17 protein-coding genes and 1 tRNA gene are annotated in these 18,167 nt (G+C 45.8%); 11 read left to right on the forward strand and 7 right to left on the reverse strand.

Annotated elements, in window-relative coordinates:
• The first annotated feature begins 132 nt into the window (after positions 1-132).
• Positions 133-504 (forward strand): hypothetical protein, encoded by a 372-nt coding sequence (locus F6K64_RS07165; protein ID WP_008188360.1) that lies wholly within the window; start codon positions 133-135, stop codon positions 502-504.
• A 69-nt stretch (positions 505-573) separates the two neighbouring features.
• Complete coding sequence (locus F6K64_RS07170) at positions 574-1,785, forward strand: site-2 protease family protein (protein ID WP_008188362.1); 1,212 nt, start codon at positions 574-576, stop codon at positions 1,783-1,785.
• A 96-nt stretch (positions 1,786-1,881) separates the two neighbouring features.
• Here the strand turns inward: F6K64_RS07170 and F6K64_RS07175 are convergent, their stop codons facing one another.
• A complete protein-coding gene (locus tag F6K64_RS07175; protein ID WP_008188364.1) occupies positions 1,882-3,039 on the reverse strand; it encodes a histidinol-phosphate transaminase in 1,158 nt (385 codons plus the stop codon).
• A 322-nt stretch (positions 3,040-3,361) separates the two neighbouring features.
• Positions 3,362-6,553 (reverse strand): CBS domain-containing protein, encoded by a 3,192-nt coding sequence (locus F6K64_RS07180; RefSeq protein ID WP_287265137.1) that lies wholly within the window; start codon positions 6,551-6,553, stop codon positions 3,362-3,364.
• Between the two features lie 337 nt (positions 6,554-6,890).
• Between F6K64_RS07180 and psbZ the strand changes: the two genes are divergently transcribed.
• The 5 genes from psbZ (at position 6,891) to F6K64_RS07205 (ending at position 9,845) form a co-directional block, all read left to right on the forward strand.
• Positions 6,891-7,079, forward strand: coding sequence for a photosystem II reaction center protein PsbZ (gene psbZ, locus F6K64_RS07185; protein ID WP_070394766.1), 189 nt, complete (start codon positions 6,891-6,893; stop codon positions 7,077-7,079).
• Positions 7,080-7,140: 61 nt separating this feature from the next.
• Positions 7,141-7,728 carry a 6,7-dimethyl-8-ribityllumazine synthase gene (ribH, locus tag F6K64_RS07190; protein WP_287247641.1) on the forward strand — a complete coding sequence of 196 codons (588 nt, stop codon included), beginning with the start codon at positions 7,141-7,143 and terminating at the stop codon, positions 7,726-7,728.
• 113 nt (positions 7,729-7,841) lie between these two features.
• A tRNA-Gly gene (locus F6K64_RS07195) sits at positions 7,842-7,913 on the forward strand.
• A 249-nt stretch (positions 7,914-8,162) separates the two neighbouring features.
• The gene (locus F6K64_RS07200) at positions 8,163-8,570 is read left to right on the forward strand and encodes a hypothetical protein (RefSeq protein ID WP_287247643.1); all 408 of its coding nucleotides are present in this window, start codon (positions 8,163-8,165) and stop codon (positions 8,568-8,570) included.
• A 6-nt stretch (positions 8,571-8,576) separates the two neighbouring features.
• Entirely contained in the window at positions 8,577-9,845 is a 1,269-nt protein-coding gene (locus tag F6K64_RS07205) for a glutamate-5-semialdehyde dehydrogenase (protein ID WP_052308445.1), read from the forward strand.
• Here F6K64_RS07205 and F6K64_RS07210 read toward each other — a convergent pair.
• From F6K64_RS07210 to F6K64_RS07225, 4 genes are all read right to left on the reverse strand, one after another.
• Positions 9,842-10,987 (reverse strand): CO2 hydration protein, encoded by a 1,146-nt coding sequence (locus F6K64_RS07210; protein ID WP_008185059.1) that lies wholly within the window; start codon positions 10,985-10,987, stop codon positions 9,842-9,844. The genes F6K64_RS07205 and F6K64_RS07210 overlap by 4 nt on opposite strands.
• Positions 10,977-11,258, reverse strand: a complete 282-nt coding sequence (locus F6K64_RS07215; protein WP_131827181.1) for a hypothetical protein — start codon at positions 11,256-11,258, stop codon at positions 10,977-10,979. The genes F6K64_RS07210 and F6K64_RS07215 overlap by 11 nt, the downstream gene beginning before the upstream one ends.
• Before the next feature lie 153 nt (positions 11,259-11,411).
• The gene (locus F6K64_RS07220) at positions 11,412-12,908 is read right to left on the reverse strand and encodes an NADH-quinone oxidoreductase subunit M (RefSeq protein WP_287265138.1); all 1,497 of its coding nucleotides are present in this window, start codon (positions 12,906-12,908) and stop codon (positions 11,412-11,414) included.
• Between the two features lie 30 nt (positions 12,909-12,938).
• A complete protein-coding gene (locus F6K64_RS07225) occupies positions 12,939-13,130 on the reverse strand; it encodes a hypothetical protein (protein ID WP_271969070.1) in 192 nt (63 codons plus the stop codon).
• 17 nt (positions 13,131-13,147) lie between these two features.
• Between F6K64_RS07225 and F6K64_RS07230 the strand changes: the two genes are divergently transcribed.
• Positions 13,148-13,474 (forward strand): pentapeptide repeat-containing protein, encoded by a 327-nt coding sequence (locus F6K64_RS07230; protein WP_131827179.1) that lies wholly within the window; start codon positions 13,148-13,150, stop codon positions 13,472-13,474.
• On the opposite strand, the gene F6K64_RS07235 is transcribed toward F6K64_RS07230, so the two are convergent.
• Positions 13,454-15,346 (reverse strand): NAD(P)H-quinone oxidoreductase subunit F, encoded by a 1,893-nt coding sequence (locus F6K64_RS07235; protein WP_008185066.1) that lies wholly within the window; start codon positions 15,344-15,346, stop codon positions 13,454-13,456. The genes F6K64_RS07230 and F6K64_RS07235 overlap by 21 nt on opposite strands.
• Positions 15,347-16,563: 1,217 nt before the next feature.
• On the opposite strand from F6K64_RS07235, the gene F6K64_RS07240 reads away from it, so the two are divergent.
• From F6K64_RS07240 to ccmL, 3 genes are all read left to right on the forward strand, one after another.
• Positions 16,564-16,875, forward strand: coding sequence for a carbon dioxide-concentrating mechanism protein CcmK (locus tag F6K64_RS07240; protein WP_008185070.1), 312 nt, complete (start codon positions 16,564-16,566; stop codon positions 16,873-16,875).
• A gap of 183 nt (positions 16,876-17,058) precedes the next feature.
• Complete coding sequence (locus tag F6K64_RS07245; protein ID WP_044493402.1) at positions 17,059-17,400, forward strand: carbon dioxide-concentrating mechanism protein CcmK; 342 nt, start codon at positions 17,059-17,061, stop codon at positions 17,398-17,400.
• Between the two features lie 167 nt (positions 17,401-17,567).
• A complete protein-coding gene (gene ccmL / locus F6K64_RS07250; RefSeq protein WP_008185074.1) occupies positions 17,568-17,867 on the forward strand; it encodes a beta-carboxysome shell vertex protein CcmL in 300 nt (99 codons plus the stop codon).
• Positions 17,868-18,167: the final 300 nt, after the last annotated feature.

An 18,167-nucleotide genomic window follows, 5' to 3' on the forward strand; every position in this document is an offset into this window, starting at 1 on the left:
GTGCGATTGGTTCCGGTGTCTTCCTCCTCTTTCGGTTTCTTCTTAATCTCACCACTTACTTATCTAAATTTGCTATATAGACCAAAATTATATTATAATGGTTAGTTAACTCCTCACTAAAATTTGGTGTTCATGGCAGACTTAACTGGCACTTGGCTCGGAACTTACTGGCAAGGGGGAGTACCCACCCGGTTTGAAGCAACTCTGGTTCAAAGCAAGAATACAATCACTGGGAATATTTTGGACGACGGTTACTTAGGAGAAGCCCAGCTAAGTGGAGAGGTAATCGGACGGCGCATCCAATTTACTAAGCGATACATCACTAGCTCATCGACTCCAATCCAGTACATTGGTACCTTGGCTGAGTCAGAAGACTTGATGAATGGGCAATGGATAATCGATCAGTATAACACTGGTCCTTGGCAAGCTCGTCGTAGTGGCAATGACCTACTTGCAGACCTAAACACTCGTCTGAGTGAGCGGATGCCTGTGGCAGTTCCATGAGCCCAGAACATAGGAGTTACTTTATGCTGGTATGTAGAGCTATGGAAGGTCTCAGATAAGGAAAATGTGATGCTATCAGGTTGGCGAGTTGGCTCTCTATTCGGAATCCCACTGTTTCTAGACCCATCGTGGTTTTTCATCTTGCTACTGGTAACGATGATTAATGCGCGAGAGTTCGACTCTAGCCTAGGGTCGATTTTAGCTTGGGTAGCTGGATTGGCGATGGCACTGTTGTTATTTAGTTCTGTACTTTTACATGAATTAGGTCACAGTCTAGCTGCCCTCTCCCAGGGTATCAAAGTTAATTCGATTACCCTATTTATATTTGGCGGGATTGCGTCGATTGACCGAGAATCGAAGACTCCAGGAGAAGCCTTTCAAGTAGCGATCGCAGGACCATTAGTGAGCTTCATCCTCTTTGGTCTGTTTTATGTCCTAACTCTGACATTACCCACCTCGGCTTGGGCATATACTATCGCCAATGAGATAGCGAGAATCAACCTAGTCTTGGCATTATTTAACCTAATTCCTGGTCTACCTTTAGATGGTGGACAAGTGTTGAAAGCAGCAGTCTGGAAACTAACTGGAGATCTGTTTACAGGTGTGCGTTGGGCTGCCAGAACGGGTAAGGGGTTTGGGCTGATAGCCCTATCCCTAGGATTAGGCATGACTCTGCTGACCGGTACCTTGGCATTCATTTGGCCAACTCTGATTGGCTGGTTTATTTTTCGCAATGCCAGTGCCTATGACCAGCTAACCACCTTGCAAGAAGTCTTACTTAAGCTGATGGCATCTAATGCCATGACCCGTGACTTTCGGGTGGTGGAAGCCAACCAGACCTTACGTTCTTTTGCTGATGAGTATATCTTAACCGATAGGCAAAACCCAATGCCCTACTACGCTGCAACTAATGGACGCTATCGTGGGCTAGTGAAAATTGAGGATTTACATTTTGTGGAGCGTAGTCGTTGGGACACTGAGACCTTGGAAACTATAGTGCGTCCTTTATCAGAAATTCCCACAGTGGAGGAGAAAACACCTTTGGTGGAGGTGATTAACAGCTTAGAGGAGCTTAACATTAAGCGTGTAAGCGTACTTTCTCCCGCAGAAACTGTGGCAGGTGTCATTGACCGGGGTGATATAGTCAGAGCTGTTGCTAGAAAGCTAAATTTGGCTATCCCACCGGCTGCTATCCAGCGCATCAAAGCTGAGGGGGTTTATCCTCCTGGGTTTCAGCTGGTAGAGATTGCTAAAACTCTAAGTTCGGTGACAAACACTTGAGGATATAGCGCTACCCGCAAGGGCAAAAGGCAAAAGGCAAAAGGCAAAAGGCAAAAGGCAAAAGGCAAAAGGCAAAAGTTTACTATGAATAGCTTTTCAGCCCAGAACTGCTTGTAATCGTTGCAATGTACGAGTATTCTCCTCAGGAGAGCCCACAGTGATCCGCAATCCTCCTCCAGTATGACGTATTAGGGTGCCTTGATCTTTCATGGCCTGAGTTACCTGAGTCAGGTCTTTGCTAGTAGACTCGTTGCCGGATTGTCGTAGACGCAGGTAGATGAAGTTGGCAGCACTTGGCCAAACCTGTAAGGCTGGATGTTCTGATAGGGCTTTTAGTAACTTATCTCGCTCGGCGATAACCTGGGGAATTGATGCTAGCAGAGTTTGTCTGTGATTGAGAGCGACTATGGCAGCAGCTTGAGAAAAGCTGGGTAAGTTGTAGGGTAAGCGCATTTTTTCGAGAGCAGCAATTAGTTCTGGGTCAGCGATGCTATAACCAACACGGTGAGTGGCTAAACGAAATGCTTTGGAAAATGTCCTCAATATTACCCAGTTGGGATGGTCGGCTAATTCTTGGACTACTGAGGCTTGGCTGAATTCAAAGTAGGCTTCATCAATAACTACTAAAATATTCTCTGGTAGACCACGCAACCAGTCTAATTCCTGGGGAGTCAAGGGGTTGGCGGTGGGAGAGTTAGGATGAACTACAAATACTACTCGTATTGCTGCTCGTTGGGTCGAGGTTTCTGTGAGGGTCTGTTCAATGGCTGCTTGGGCATCGTCGATCTTGATTTCAAAGTTTTCTTCCCGACGCCCTACACTCACTACTGGTATTCCTAAGGTCTGTGCCAGTATCGAATACATGGAGAAGGTGGGATTAGCGATTAGGATCGAGCCTTCTCCTCCTAAGCAGGTGGCAATTAAGATAGAACGAATTAGTTCATCGGAACCGTTGCCTACGGAAATCTGGTTTGCTGTTACTCGGTCGTCTAAGGCAGCAGATTCGTTAACGTATTCTGCGATCGCATTTTTGAGTTTCCCCTGTCCGCCATCGGGATATCGATTAGCTTGAATCAGCTGTTGATAGCTCCAAGCTAATTTTTCCTTTAACTCTCCTGGTAAGTCAAAGGGGCATTCATTCGTATCCAGGCGATCTAGGGGAACCGTTGATTCTGGTGTTTTCCCTTCCTCGCCCCCAGGATGAGGTGTGTAGGCCGTTAATGCGGATAGATCAGACCGGATGAATTCTAGCATTATCAGTTCTCTGTTGTCGGTTTGCCTTTATCTAAGCATTCAGCCGTCAGCTGTCAGCCGTCAGCTTAAAATAAACCTATGCAGGCCTATGGCCACGCTAGGCGAACGGGACAATTTAATAATTCGAGATTAATGAGAATTGGAAGTCTGGGGATTTGCCCATCAGCCAAAGACTATGAATCCCATCGCAGCTTCCGGTAACTCAGCATTATTCCAATCCTTACCTGTTTTATTCAAAAGCTGTTCGCCTAGCGTGGGCGTAGCGCATCAGCTGATTGCTGATAGCTGATTGCTGAATGCTTACGCCTTTATACCTTTTACCTTATTCTTTCTCAAGAGGTGGATAGTGTATGGCTAGAAATGCTTTAGCATCAGCCTGATCCTGAATCACCCTGTCTAGGGTTGCCTCTAAGAGTGCATCCAGAATTTCCCGATAGTGTGCTCCTGGCTTATAGCCTAACTTTCTGAGATCATTGCCATCCAGTGGCGCTTTAACATTCCTCCAAGTGGTGAGATACTGCCAAATTTTACGTCGGATCGCTCTAGGACTATACACCCCAATCAATACTAAGGTAGGTAATTTATACTCGCGCAACATGTGGACGATTTGACTGTTTAGCTGGCATGTTGGTAGAGATTCTAGGAAATCCCCTTGCCATCCCTCAAGTTTTTGAAGACGCTCAACACTGTCTACGGGCAACTGTAAATTCTTGGCTACCTTAACCCGTTCGTCTGGTGCTAGATCAGCAATCAATACTTCCAAACGCATCTGCCAGTGTCTTAAGGTTTGCTTTGGGTCAAATCTCTGTAGCCAGCGCCCAACCAAACGCACTCGCCACCATAATGGTTTATCTAGGGTCAGGGTAGGATGAAGACACCGCAACGCTCCTAATGATGACAATAACTGCAATGCTGGTTGCCAGTAGGGGGCTTGCAACATATAGTTAAGTTCTGCTTTGAGTCGGGTTTGGAGTGCTGGGACTTTGGTGTTTTCCGCTTTAGTACGCTCATATACCCCACTCTGAATGGCATAGTGGATATATTCCCTGGTTTGGGGTTCAATTTCAAATCCCAATCGCACCGCAAACCTTACCGCTCGATAGATTCGGGTTGGGTCTTCAATAAAGCTATTGGCGTGTAGGACTCGAATTTTTTGCGATCGCAAATCTAACATACCCCCAAAGAAGTCCAACAGGGGCAATTGAGCTTGGGGATTAACCTTTGTCAGCCTTGCTGCCATGGCGTTGATGGTAAAGTCTCGGCGGTAAAGGTCTTGACGAATGGAACTAGCTTCGACTTGAGGATTAGCAGCGGGATAAGGATAGAACTCGGTACGAGCAGTGGCAATATCTACACAAAGGGAGCCAAATTTCGGGTCATTATGCCATAGCAAGGCAGCGGTTTGAAAAGACCCGTGTACTTCCAAGCGCACCTTACGGTAAATTTTACGGAGTTCCTTGGCCAGGGTGACTCCTGCGATCGCATCCGCTGAGCGGTGAAAGCCATCTACGACCAAGTCTATATCATTTAGCAGTAGTGGCTTGTTCCCATCCGCTAGTAACAAGTCTCTGACAGCTCCTCCAACTACGTACAGATGCCAACCCCGCTCCTGAGCTTTTTCGGCAGCTATGGTCAAAAGTTCCCACAGGCTCGAAGCCAACAGAGGCTTGATGTTAGCTGGTTTAAGGTTCGCCGGTTTCAGGTTTGACCCGTCAACCTTCAACTGCTTAACATTCAACTCTTCCTGAAACAGTTGCCGCAATACATCAGTGCGGGTCACTATCCCCATTAGTTGCCCATCCTCTAGAACGGGTAAACGCCCAATATCGTAAGTCACCATCAAGGACTGAATGTCTGCCATCGAGGTTTCTGGAGTAATGGTCTTAATATGCTTCGTCATGTAGCCCTTGACTGGGGCATGGCCAAAACCGTGGTGCAAGGCTAAATCCAGGTCTCGTCGGGAGATAATTCCTACCAGCTGGTCCTGTTGATCTACTACTGAAAGCCCCGAATGACCATAGCGCAACAAAATTCTCTGGGCTTCCTTAATCTTGGTATTGGGGCGAATGGTGCGCACGGGGGATGACATTAAATCCCGAGCCGTCAGAGGTTGGGGAATTTGGTCTTTTAGTTGGTTGACCAGCTGCTCTAGGATTGTCTGGGCCTCACAGTCTCGTAAGGTAACCGCAGCGGCTTGGGAATGTCCACCCCCTCCTAAGGGTTGCAACAACTGGTTCAAATCCGTTCCCTCAATTCGCGTCCGCCCAATTATCGTTAGCTTTGTAACTGAGGTTGACAGTTGTTCACCCTTGGCCTTCGAGTAGGGTAGGTTCGTGTCGGTTGTTGGTTGTTCGCGAAGCGTGGCCTTTTGGCCAAGGTTATTTGGTTGTTCGCGAAGCGTGGCCTTTTGGCCAAGGTTATTTGGTTGTTCGCGAAGCGTGGCCTTTTGGCCAAGGTTATTTGGTTGTTCGCGAAGCGTGGCCTTTTGGCCAAGGTTAGTTTGGGGTGTTCGCGTAGGGTGGCCTTTTGGCCAAGCTTGTTCGCCTTTGGGGTTCGAGTCGGGTAGGTGATTTGATTGAAAGTTAGTCTGGGTTTGAGTTTCAAGGTTATTTTGGCTTGAAGGTTGTATTTTTGAATTTTGCTTGTTATAATAATTTTCATAACCTTCAACCGTTAAACCGCCAACCGGCAACGGTGAATAACCTTCAACCTGAAACCTTACAACTGGTAAACCTGCCGGTTGTGAGGTTTCTCCTTTGGGGTTTCGTTGATACTCAGCCCCCAAAAGCAGGGCATCGCTTTCAGTTACTTCTAGTAAGCGTGACGCCAAACTGGATAAGCCAGGCACATGCCCAGGAGTGTTTAGGAATACCCAAGAAATGGTGTAACCCAAGTGGGTTTGTCGCTGCAAAAGGTCTAAAGATTGCCTAAATAATTTTTCCAATTGAGGAGATAGCCCTGGCTCAACATACTGAGCTATCTGACGCAGATTAGCTCCTTGCTCCATTAACCAGGTCAAAGCAGCCCCATCTCTTGGTGTTGTCTGGTCAAAGGTCAGGGAACCTGTATCCACATGGATTCCCAATGCCATCACCGTGGCTTCAGCAGTAGTTAACTGGATTTGGGATTGCTGTAGTTGCTCAACAATTAAGGTGGTGGTTGCTCCCACAGGTTCAATCTGTGTATAGGTAGCCGGGATATCAGTTTGGGGTACGGGATGATGGTCGTAAATTTCAATAGCCTTTAACTGTGGTAAGTCTAACCACTCAGCTGCTTTGCCTAAGCGATCGCGTTTTTGAGTATCTACAATAATTACGGAATTAATCTGAGCCAATTGTACAGAGCGGCGCTCGATCAGGGCATACTCATCCCGATGCAGTGCCAAAAAATCTCTTACAGCCGGATGAGTCCCCCCAGTTAGTACCGCTTTGGCTCCTGGCTTGAGGCGAGTCAGTCCTACAGCTGCTCCTAGGGCATCAAAGTCAACGGTGGTATGACACAAAATCAGATCCATAGTGATTAGTCTACCAATTCTGGAAATTAAGGCTACACATCAATTTCATCTGGCCATCTCTCCATTTTTCCCTATTGACTTTATTGATGCTATTAATAGTTTACACTACTTTGACCTTTTAATCCCTATAATCCCTTTTATGGCACTCCCCGCGCCCCCGCCCCGCGCCCGCGCCCCACACTCATCACCTGCATGGGAAAGTTAAAAGGGCATTGATTGCAACAAATTTTGGCAGAAAAGGTAAAACCATCTGGTAAAATCTATAGTGCTTAGCTAGGCATTAGCCTGTTTTAAACAAGTTTTAGGAAAGTTTAGCGTCAAGGTATCAGCACAGAAAATGACTATTATATTCCAACTATTACTCACTGCCCTAGTCCTATTGTCATTTGTCTTGGTAGTCGGTGTACCAGTAGCTTATGCCACACCTCAGAACTGGGAGCAATCAAAACGCTTACTTTGGCTTGGTTCAGGGGTCTGGGTGCTTCTCGTCCTTCTAGTCGGTGCCCTCAACTTTTTGGTGGTTTAGGTTATAATTTCCCTGAGCTAGACCTAAATTATTACTGTAATCAGCCTTTAGAACGATAGTCATGGCAGTTTTCGAGGGAAATTTTACATCATCTACCTCCCTGAGGTTTGCGATTATCATTGGTCGGTTTAATGACCTAGTGACAGGTAAACTCTTAAACGGGTGTAAAGATTGCTTAAAACGCCATGGCATTGATCCCAATCCCCAAGGTACTCAAGTTGACTATATTTGGGTACCGGGTAGCTTTGAAATTTCATTGATGGCTCGCCAAGCTGCTCTTAGCGGTCGTTATGATGCAGTGATTTGCTTGGGCTCAGTGATTCGGGGTCAAACTCCCCATTTTGATTATGTGTCTGCTGAAGTAGCCAAGGGCATTGCTGCTGCTGGTTTTCAAACCGGGGTACCTGTTATTTTTGGTATTTTAACTGTAGATACCATGCAGCAAGCTCTAGAACGGGCGGGAATCAAGAGCAATAAAGGTTGGGAATATGCCATGAATGCCATAGAAATGGCTAACCTGATCCGGAGTTTTCGGGGTCAAGAGTCAATATTAGGCTATGAAGAGTCTGAACAGGGAACTTTAAGCCAACAAACTCTACCATTCTCGACAAATTGGACAATTGCTTCAGAATCTGACCCTGATTCCTAACATATGAGTTAATCTTGGGAGATTTTCCTAATTTTCTTGAATCTGAAAGCTTATGTAAAAGGGGTTGACAAATTTTGGCTGATCTGACATACTAGAAAGAGATAAGTTGAGGTGCGGGTATAGCTCAGTGGTAGAGCGTCACCTTGCCAAGGTGAATGTCGCGCGTTCGAATCGCGTTACCCGCTTACTGATAGTCAATAAACCTGTCATAGCTGAAGTAATACAACTTTGGGCATGCTGCCTTCAGCTCAAGTATCCAACTTGATGCAAACCGTGGCAGTGTCCATCAATAACCTTAAAGAATAAGCTTATTATAATAGATGGGGACACCATACGCTTTATAGTGTCCCAATATTTAAATAATCATGCAGCACTACCAATTCAAGGTTTTTTGATAAACCTAACCAGATGTCTTTTGGTTTTTAATAACGCTTGTGCAATCTCAAAAAGGTCAAAAGATTGACTTAAACTCTGAGTATCCCTGCCCTTGTCGGCGTCGGGGTCATTTAGTGCCAATTACACTGACCGAAGCCCTTGGCTGCAATCGCTGTCAGCAAATTTTTGTGGTAGACGAAAGTGGTTATGTGATTGAGCAACTATCCACCCACTACCCCTATAAAAAAGCTTGGCTTTGGACAGGACATCGTTGGAATACAATCCATGGTAGTCTTGGGGAAAGCTACTTACCTGTAGCGTTGGGTATTGTCTTAGTTCTGCTGATTGTCTGGTTGCCTTTGGCACTTCACTCCCAAAAAGGGCCAGGTATCATAGTATGGGCATTACTGGCAGTACTGCTAGCAGTACTTCCGGCTATGATGGTTTGGCTAGCTTACCGGCGTTAACTAACAATGAACACAGACTCTGGGAGCAAGGCCTCGAAGTTACATGATTTAATGGCCAGTGTCCACCATGCTTCTCGGGCATTGGCAAACACCAAGGGAGAAGAGCGCTCTCGTGGCATCGAGGCCATGGCTCAAGCAATGGGAAACTCCTTTGATGATATTTTGGAAGCTAACACCCTAGATCTGGAAACCAGTAGGGACATGGCAGTGCCAGACCTAATTTTGGACTGGCTGAAGCTAACACCAGAAAGGCTACAGATGGCTATCGGGATCCTGGAAAGGATTGGAAATTTATCTGATCCAATCCGGCGGGTGATGAACGCTTCCTATCAAACTGACCAATCTCAGACCTACTGTCAGCTAATGCCGTTGGGAGTGATTGCTCTAATTTATGAGGCATTCCCTGAACTAGGTGCAATTGCCGCAGGCTTTTGTCTCAAAACTGGTAACTCCCTGATTCTCAAAGGCAGTAGCGAAGCCAGTCAATCTAACCAGGTGATTGCTCAAGCGTTGCAAAATGCTTTGGATGAGGTCGGTTTGCCAACGGGATGTCTGGAACTATTCCCCTCTGGACAGGGAGCTTCGATTCGGGATTTGGTCACTCAAAATCCATATCTGAATTTGGTAATTCCCCACGGACGACCAACCCTGCTCAAGCAGGTGATCCAGCAATCAACTGCACCAGTTTTGCAATCGGCCATTGGTAACTGCTACCTTTACTGGTCTGCTAATGGTAACGTCGATCTGCTTAGGCATATGGTTTTAGATAGCCACGCCAGTCAGCCGGATCCGGTCAATGCTATTGAAAAAATTCTGATTAACCAGAATCAAAAAACCTCTGCCTTAGTTACCCTGTTGAACAACCTCAAGGAAAACGGTTTTGAACTCAGAGGTGATGCCCATCTAGTGGCTAAGTTTCCTGAACAATTGACCTTAGCAGCAGAATCCGAGTGGGGTCAAGCCTATTTGACCAAAACTATTGCGTTGAAAGTGGTAGATTGCATAGAGTCAGGGATTGCTTGGATTAATCAATATAGCAGCGGTCATGCTGACTGCCTGGTGACAGATTCTTATCAGGAAAGCCGTCAGTTTGCCTTAGGTGTAGATAGTGCATCGGTTTACATTAATTCTTCACCAAGATTTTCACGGAATCCGCAACCAGGAGACTCCGTGTTTCTAGGTATGTCTAACCAAAAAGGACATCATAGCGGCATGATTAGCCTGGAGACTCTCACTACCCTTAAACACGTAGTTCAGGGTAATGGGCAGTTTTAGGCGTTGGTCATTTGACCATTAGCTGCTCTCAACCGGGAGGGGATAAATCGATCCATCCAGTATTCCAAATACGCTCGATTTTCGTCAAGTTCAGCAGGATCCGTGGTATCCATGGGATGAGGGGCTAGCCCCAAAATCGCAGCTGTAGTTACACAAAACATAGATTTCTGGAAGGTTTGGCAAATTCTAACCCGCAAGTCAATTTCACCCCGATGCGATCGCATATAAAAATCTCTGAGATAGTTGGGTAGATAATGCCTCATATCCTGCATCAGCAATGTCGGTGGAATTCCAGAACCACCAATAGGCAATGGGTCAGCATACAACGCGCCATAGGTAAATCGAGTTTGATCTGGGGAAATCTGGTACGCTTGGGCATTGAGAGATACTGTGCCCAGAAAGGGTGTTCCCCGGAAGAAAATTGCCTCTACATAGGGTATTCCTGTATCAGACAGGAAGGTCAAACCAACCGATTCGGGAATAATCTCATACCTTTTATCCCCAATCTTAGGGGCATAGGTAATGGGTTTGTTTGCTGCTGCGACTAACCCTGCTTTAATATGGTCTACCACTTGGGGAATCGACTTAATTTCCCCTTGGTCATAGCCCTGAGATAGGGACATAAATATATCACTCATCACCCGCCAGAATTGCCCTAATCCACTGTAATAGGCAAGCATTCGCACTTGTTCGGGCAAGAATTCAGGAAATAGCTTGTTCATTCCCAGCATCAGGGGATTGGTCTTAAACTTTGCCTGAATTGCTTTGGCACATAGTTGCTCAAATTCATCGGTATCGAGATAAGTATCTAACCCCCCACCACCGTGCCATAACATCGAGCGCATACAGTATTCAGCGTACTCAAAGTTAATTCGGTCGTGCCACCAATGACGTAAAAGCTTTGAGAATGAAATCTCCCCATTAAAGTATTTAAAGAAGGGAAAAAACACTAAAAATTGATGATCGGCAGTGTAGATAAGATTGCGGGAGTAAGCATCTAAAACAATCCCGTAACTGTGAAGTATACCCACTACTTCCATAAGGTTTTCTGGGGAATCCGATAGCAGGGCACTACCAGTTTGTAGTCGCTGTATATACTCCTCTAGGGGATGCTTTTGTTTGGTTTTCTGGCTAACTAACATAATAATTAGGGTGAAGGTTATTTCGGGTTGAAGGTTGTTTGGTTGAAGGTTGTTGAAGGTTGAAGGTTTGTTTTGGTTGAAGGTTGTTTGGTTGAAGGTTGAAGCTTGTTTGGTTGTTCGCCTTTGGCGTTCCCGAAGGGTTGAAGGTTGAAGCTTGTTTGGTTGTTCGCCTTTGGCGTTCCCGAAGGGTTGAAGGTTGAAGGTTGTTTCGGGGTGAAGGTTGAAGGTTGTTTGGTTGTTCGCCTTTGGCGTTCCCGAAGGGTAGCTTCAACAGTCAAAGGGCTAACTTTCAACCAGCTAACTTTCAACCAGCTAACTTTCAACCAGCTAACCTTCAACCTGTTAACCTTCAACCTGTTAACCTTCAACTAGCTAACCTTCAACCTGTTAACCTTCAACCTATTAACCTTCAACGGGTTAACCTTCAACTATTGGTTGATACCTTCACAGCTACATTCGGTGGTGTCGTTACCAAAGTTGCTGTGATCGGTTCACTTAAATTAAGTAACCATCCTGGTTGTAGTCCCAGAACCACAATCAATAGTGCTAAAACCAGCCCTGGTAATTGTTCTGTGAACTTAACGGTTGGTAAATCAGTTAAATGGTTAGCCAGACGACCAAAGAAGGCTCCACCAACTAGTTGTAAAAAGTAAACAACCGTTAAACCGGTGCTGAGCATGCATAGGATAGTTGGGATTGGCAATACCTGGAGACTACCCCAGTAGACCAGAAACTCAGAGATAAATCCCACCATGCCAGGGATACCAGCACTAGCCATTACACCAAGCACCATCAAACTACCAACTACTGGCATACCTCGTTCCGGATTTAATAGACCATTGAGGACAGTGATATCCCGTGAGCCAGTTTTCTTATAAATGATACCGACTAATAAAAACAGTAGCGCTGATATTAACCCGTGACTGATCATCTGTAAAACTGAGGATACCAACGCTAACTCAGTGGCAGCAGCAGCAGCTAACAGAATGTATGCCATGTGAGCGACAGAACTATATGCCACCATTTTTTTCATGTCTTTCTGGACAATGGCATTAAAAGCTCCGTAAAGGGAACTGACTGCTGCCCAAATTCCCAACCAAGGTGCCAGAATTGTCCAAGGTTCCGGAAACAAACCTAAGCCAAACCGCAACAAACCATAGGTACCTAATTTCAGGAGCACACCAGCTAATAGAATTGAAACTGGGGTTGATGCTTCCACGTGGGCATCTGGCAACCAGGTATGGAATGGCACAAAGGGAATTTTAATCCCGAAGCCAATTAGAACCGCTCCTAAGAGAATTAATTGCTGAGCAACGGGTAGTAATGATGCCAGCTCCCTGGTCTCGGTGTAGCTAAAGCTAGAGGAACCACTCAAAAACACTAAGCCGAGGAATGACGCTAGAACCAAGGCTCCGGAAAGGGCTGTGTAGAGGAGAAACTTGGTTGCAGCATAGCCTCTGCGCTTACCCCCCCAAATGGCAATCAACAAATATAGGGGAATGAGTTCTAGCTCATAGAAGATAAAAAACAGCAGTAAATCCTGAGCTAGGAAGGCACCGGCAACAGCGCCATTCAGCAAGAGCATCAGAGCGTAATACAACCTAGGGCGAATGACGTTGGAATCTGTGCAGTACAGGGCAATTGCGGTTAGCAGACCATTTAGGATCAGTAAGGGCAATGATAGACCATCTACCCCTAAACTATAGGTCAAACCGATCGCCTGAATCCAAGGAAGATTTTCCTGAAATTGTAGATTCACGTCACCGGGGTTAAACATGGTCATCAATATTACTGACCAGAGGAAAATACCACCAGTAACTACCAAGGAAATTTGACGAGCTGCTTTAGCAGTGACATTCCCGGGCCAAAACCCCACTATAGCGGCACTCAGTATTGGTACCAAAATCAAGGCACTCAACATAAATCGACCAGTCTCCTAATCATTTGTTTACTAACTGTTGTCATGGGGTTGTTTGGTTGCAGGTTGTTTGGGGTTGAAGGTTGAAGGTTGTTTGGGGTTGAAGGTTGAAGGTTGTTTGGGGTTGAAGGTTGAAGGTTGTTTGGGGTTGAAGGTTGAAGGTTGTTTGGGGTTGAGGGTTGAAGGTTGTTTAGGGTTAAAGGTTGTTTGGGGTTGAAGCTTCAACAGTCAAAGGGCTAACTTTGGCCTATTGGCCACGCGATCGCGTTCAACCAGCTAACCTTCAACCAGCTAACTTTCAACCTGTTAACTTTCAACCTGTTAACTTTCAACCTGTTAACTTTCAACCTGTTAACTTTCAACCTGTTAACCTTGGCCAAAAGGCCACGCTACGCGAACAACCAGCTAACCTTGGCCAAAAGGCCACGCTACGCGAACAACCAGCTAACCTTGGCCAAAAGGCCACGCTACGCGAACAACCAGCTAACCTTGGCCAAAAGGCCACGCTACGCGAACAACCAGCTAACTTTCAACCAGCTAACCTTCAACTAATCACCTATGAACAATGACCACTGCTCCAAAGACCACTGACTCAAAGACCACTGATTCAAGGGCCAAGTGATGAAGATTGCCAATAAGCTGATTCCTAATAGGATAGTCAGTACATAAAACTGTGATTTACCGGAAACGCTGTATTTTAGGCCTTGACCACTAAATACTGTTCCTAAACCAACCAGATTGACTAACCCATCAACGATATATCTATCGATCCAAGCTGTAATGTTGGAAAATAGGAGAACAGCAAACACGATGGTGTAACGATACAGTTCGTCCAGGTAAAAGTCATAGGCGAATAGGTCTTGGAACAATTTCAACGGCATCCGAATTGACCGCGACCAGGTTCTGGGTAGGTAAATTAAAGCCCCTGCAGTGCAACCTACGACACCAGAGATTACCAAGGTTACCTCGGCTAGGGGATTGAGGTACTCCCATTCCGATAGCAATTCCATCGGACGCATTAGCACTGGTACCAGCAATGTCAGTATGGTTAACGCTACCATTGGTAATGCCATAGCCCACGGTACTTCTGGTGCTCGACGGGTCTTCGCTTGGGGTTTCCCTAGGAAAACGAGCCGAAACACCCGGACTAAACCTAAGGCAGTAACTGCGTTAACGAAGAGAAAGGGTATGACCAGAAGAGGGGCATCAAACCAAAAGGCGTTAATCCCTTCACTCATTGCCCAAAAGCCACCCAGGGGGAAAAGTCCAATCAGACCAACGATACCCACGGCAAAGGCAGTGCTAGTAGCGGGCATTTTTGACCCTAAGCCCCCCATTTCAGCTAGATTTTGGTTATTGGTGTTCAAGATTACCCCCCCGATGCTCATAAACATCAGGGCTTTAGCAAAGGCATGGGCAACCAGTAAAATCACACCAATATCAGAGCGCTGCATTCCAACCGCGATAAATACTAAACCAATGTAAGCGCTGGTGGAATGGGAAAGCGATCGCTTAATATCGATTTGTGCGATCGCTACCATTGAGGTGCCTAGTGCTGTGATAGTACCAATAACTACTAACACTGATAAGGTCAACGGTGAGATCATGGTCACGATCGGCACCAGTTTAATCAGCACATAAGTACCACAAGTCACCACCAAGGAATTCCGAAGTACTGAGGCGGGATTCGGTCCCTCCATCGCCTCATCCAACCATAAATTCAAGGGGAATTGGGCACATTTACCAATTGGACCAGCAATCAAAGCCAATCCCAGTAAGTTACCTACGAGTGGCGGTAGATTAGCTGAATAAGCCCAGGTATACAAGTCTGAAAAGGTTAAGCTTCCCGCAAAGGTGGCTAAGCTCACCACCCCAATTAGCAGCAAGATATCTCCTACACGCTTGGTTAAAAAAGCATCTCGGGCAGCTTTGAGTGCTAAAGGCTGAGCATACCAAAAACCCACAATTAACAAAGTACACAGCGTGAGCATCTCCAACAGAGCATAGGTCAGGAATAAGGAATTACTCAAGACAATTCCAATCAATGCCCCTTCAAAAAACCCCATCAGGGCAAAGAAGCGAGCTAATCCCCAATCTTTCTCCATATATCCAAGAGCATAGAGTTGAGCCAATAGACTTAGGCTGGTGATAAACTCCATTGCTGCAGTACTCACTGGTGAGACTTCCAGAACAAAGGATATGTCAATATCAGCAACCATTAGCCAGTGAAACTGTATCTCTTGCACGGCTTCTTGTAATGAAGCCTGGAAGATTAGCCAGCCATGAATGCAGGCGAAAAGTGTCATCAACAGGTTAAAGTAAGCCGCTGGTCTTGGTCCTGTACGACGCACTATTCCTGTTGCCCAGGGGATAGTTAAAAATGCCCCAATCCAACTGTAAATAGGAACTACCCAAATAGTCTGAGTAAGGAACTCAGTCATCACGCCTTGACCTCATCATTTCATTGAATCAATTAAATAAAAATCGGTACTAATTAGCCCAAACGGATTTTTAAAGTTACGATTTTCCTCGGTTTACAGCTAATAATGTGGTGATTTGTCTTAAATCATTAGTATTTTTATAACTTTATCAGTTAAGGGTTATCTTGGACATAATCCAGGCAGATTTTTCCATAATATTTTTTTGATCATTACCATAAAACGTGGTTATTGACATCATGACAAGTAACCTTTATAGAACCGATAACGCTAACTGATTAAAGGTCAAGTCGGGCTTGACAACTGATCAAGCATTTGTATTAAAGCTCAAATCAGGCTTGACAAGCCATCTATCCACCCATCTCTCCTTAGTCAGGTTAGAGCGACCCAGTTCCCCGTGTCGTAACCCAGGAACTCGGTGACCGCACTCAAATTCTGGCGCTTAGTGAGGATTACTTATCTAAAAGTTATAAAAAAATTATAAAACAAAAGCAACCATTCTCCAAAACGGTTAATTTTCGTTAACTAATCTAGCTGACCCCCTCGGAATGTTAAGTTTTGTTAAGGTCTCTCATTAAGAAGTATTATCATATTTTATATTGTCAAATACGCCAAGGTTCTCTATGCTTAGTTTTGGTTGTCCTTTAAACAAAGATGTTGGGGGCATTCCCCGTCTACTATCTTTGTTTGAGCCGGGGTGTTAGCGTAGCTTGGCCGAAAAGCCAGGGAAACAATGACTTTTGGTCAGGCAAACCCACACCCCCCTCCACCCTTTAATCCCCCCCAAACTAACCATGAGGCGGATTAAGCGGGGAGCAAGGGAAGCACAGAAGCACGACCAATACACTTAGCTACCTGATTTAGCTAGGTGAATTAGCTAGGTCAGTTAGCTAGGTCAGTTAGCTACCTGCAATGGGCTTGGTCGGCTCACGTTCTGACGGTGTATCGAAAAGGCCGATTTACCCGGCAACATTGCAGTTACAGGACTTACGCAAGTGCCCCATAAATCCCCCAATTCTGGGGGACTTTGACATCATTACCCCCCAAGCGAACAATCCCTCGCTTGGGGGGGCAGGGGGGCAAAACCAACTAAACTTCGTAAGTCCTAAGTTATCTGCAATGCCACAGAAACCCTAACTACACTGCCCTAACTACACTGCCAGGTGAGTTAGGGAGCGTTCATCACTATTATTTGACTAATCCACTAGGAGAAAAGCGAAATGCCAATTGCTGTTGGAATGATTGAAACTGAGGGCTTTCCAGCTGTTGTAGAAGCAGCTGATGCGATGGTTAAAGCCGCTCGCGTCACCCTTGTGGGTTATGAAAAAATCGGTAGCGCTCGTGTAACCGTGATTGTGCGGGGAGATGTTTCCGAAGTGCAAGCTTCCGTATCCGCTGGGATAGAATCAGCAAACCGGGTGAATGGAGGTAAGGTGGTATCAACCCACATCATCGCTCGTCCCCATGAAAACTTAGAGTATGTCCTACCAATTCGTTACAGCGAAGCTGTGGAACAGTTCCGTAGCTATTAGCCAAGATGCTCCTAAAAACCATAGAGAGTCTAGAGGCAATTGGCACAAGCTTGGGTGCTGAACTGGTTGGTATGCAGTGACTATAGGTTTAGCAAAGAGCGCTTATATGCCGTCACAACCATCCCACGTGTGGTCAGCGCGTGGGTTGATCAAAATCTTGATAAACGTCTAGGAGTAAAATTCATGTCAATTGCTGTGGGAATGGTGGAAACCCTTGGTTTTCCAGCGGTTGTAGAAGCCGCAGATGCTATGGTGAAAGCGGCTCGTGTCACCCTTGTGGGTTATGAAAAAATTGGTAGCGCTCGTGTAACCGTGATTGTGCGGGGAGATGTGTCTGAGGTGCAAGCCTCCGTATCCGCTGGGGTTGATAACGTTAAGCGTGTTAATGGCGGTCAGGTATTATCTACCCATATTATTGCTCGACCTCACGAAAACCTGGAGTATGTTCTACCAATTCGTTATACCGAAGATGTGGAACAGTTCCGGGAGAGTACTAACGCCATCCGTCCGATGAACCGTCCATAATCGTCCGTCAATTTGAGATTCAATACATGCCGGTGTCAAGTAGGGGATGTGCTTACCATGAGGGGAGAGATTGCTTGATCCACTAGTTTTGGCTTCGCCATATAACTGCTCCCTAATCCATCTCCCCCCAAGTCCTGTCACCCCAAGTCCTGTTATAAGTTAGGTCAATGCAAATTGCCAAGGTCCGAGGCACGGTCGTTAGTACTTATAAAGATCCTAGTCTTAGAGGAACTAAATTCCTTTTCCTGCAATACCTAGATGATGCAGGAGAACCACTCCCCAAGTATGAGGTCGCAGCTGACATAGTCGGTGCTGGTATAAATGAGTGGGTGCTAGTCAGCCGTGGCAGCGCGGCTCGGCAAGTCGGTGAGAGTGACAAGCGTCCCATCGACGCTATGGTGGTGGGGATTATTGACACGGTCAGTGTGGACAATAGCATGCTCTACAGCAAAAAAGACCAGTATTAGTGAGTAGGTTCGGACAATAGTAGCTTTGGGTAGTAGCTTTGGGTAGTAGCTTTGGGTAGTAGCTTATCCCTGGTTATCCATTGCTCGATTCTGACTTGAGCCCTATAGCTTTCCAAAGCAGTTATTTGTAACGATAAGCCATAACGGTAGAGGTTAACTATTAACAATCCAGCAATTTCTGCGTGATTACAATTCCCGAGTGGGAGCAGCAGAAATAACTAACCCCAATCCTCAAGTGTGGGGCTTGACAAAAATCTATTTCATGACAGTGTATCTCAAATAAAAATTAGGAGGAAAACA

Origin of the sequence: Moorena sp. SIO3A2, assembly GCF_010672265.1 — a bacterium.
GTDB classification, from domain to species: domain Bacteria; phylum Cyanobacteriota; class Cyanobacteriia; order Cyanobacteriales; family Coleofasciculaceae; genus Moorena; species Moorena producens.

Excerpts from the sequence above, each read along its gene's own strand:
- F6K64_RS07170 (WP_008188362.1), top strand. The coding sequence starts at position 574 with ATGCTATCAGGTTGGCGAGTTGGCTCTCTATTCGGAATCCCACTGTTT.
- F6K64_RS07210 (WP_008185059.1), bottom strand. The coding sequence starts at position 10,987 with ATGTTAGTTAGCCAGAAAACCAAACAAAAGCATCCCCTAGAGGAGTAT.
- F6K64_RS07180 (WP_287265137.1), bottom strand. The coding sequence starts at position 6,553 with ATGGATCTGATTTTGTGTCATACCACCGTTGACTTTGATGCCCTAGGA.
- F6K64_RS07205 (WP_052308445.1), top strand. The coding sequence starts at position 8,577 with ATGAACACAGACTCTGGGAGCAAGGCCTCGAAGTTACATGATTTAATG.
- ccmL (WP_008185074.1), top strand. The coding sequence starts at position 17,568 with ATGCAAATTGCCAAGGTCCGAGGCACGGTCGTTAGTACTTATAAAGAT.
- psbZ (WP_070394766.1), top strand. The coding sequence starts at position 6,891 with ATGACTATTATATTCCAACTATTACTCACTGCCCTAGTCCTATTGTCA.
- F6K64_RS07220 (WP_287265138.1), bottom strand. The coding sequence starts at position 12,908 with ATGTTGAGTGCCTTGATTTTGGTACCAATACTGAGTGCCGCTATAGTG.
- F6K64_RS07235 (WP_008185066.1), bottom strand. The coding sequence starts at position 15,346 with ATGACTGAGTTCCTTACTCAGACTATTTGGGTAGTTCCTATTTACAGT.
- F6K64_RS07175 (WP_008188364.1), bottom strand. The coding sequence starts at position 3,039 with ATGCTAGAATTCATCCGGTCTGATCTATCCGCATTAACGGCCTACACA.
- F6K64_RS07165 (WP_008188360.1), top strand. The coding sequence starts at position 133 with ATGGCAGACTTAACTGGCACTTGGCTCGGAACTTACTGGCAAGGGGGA.
- ribH (WP_287247641.1), top strand. The coding sequence starts at position 7,141 with ATGGCAGTTTTCGAGGGAAATTTTACATCATCTACCTCCCTGAGGTTT.
- F6K64_RS07245 (WP_044493402.1), top strand. The coding sequence starts at position 17,059 with ATGTCAATTGCTGTGGGAATGGTGGAAACCCTTGGTTTTCCAGCGGTT.
- F6K64_RS07240 (WP_008185070.1), top strand. The coding sequence starts at position 16,564 with ATGCCAATTGCTGTTGGAATGATTGAAACTGAGGGCTTTCCAGCTGTT.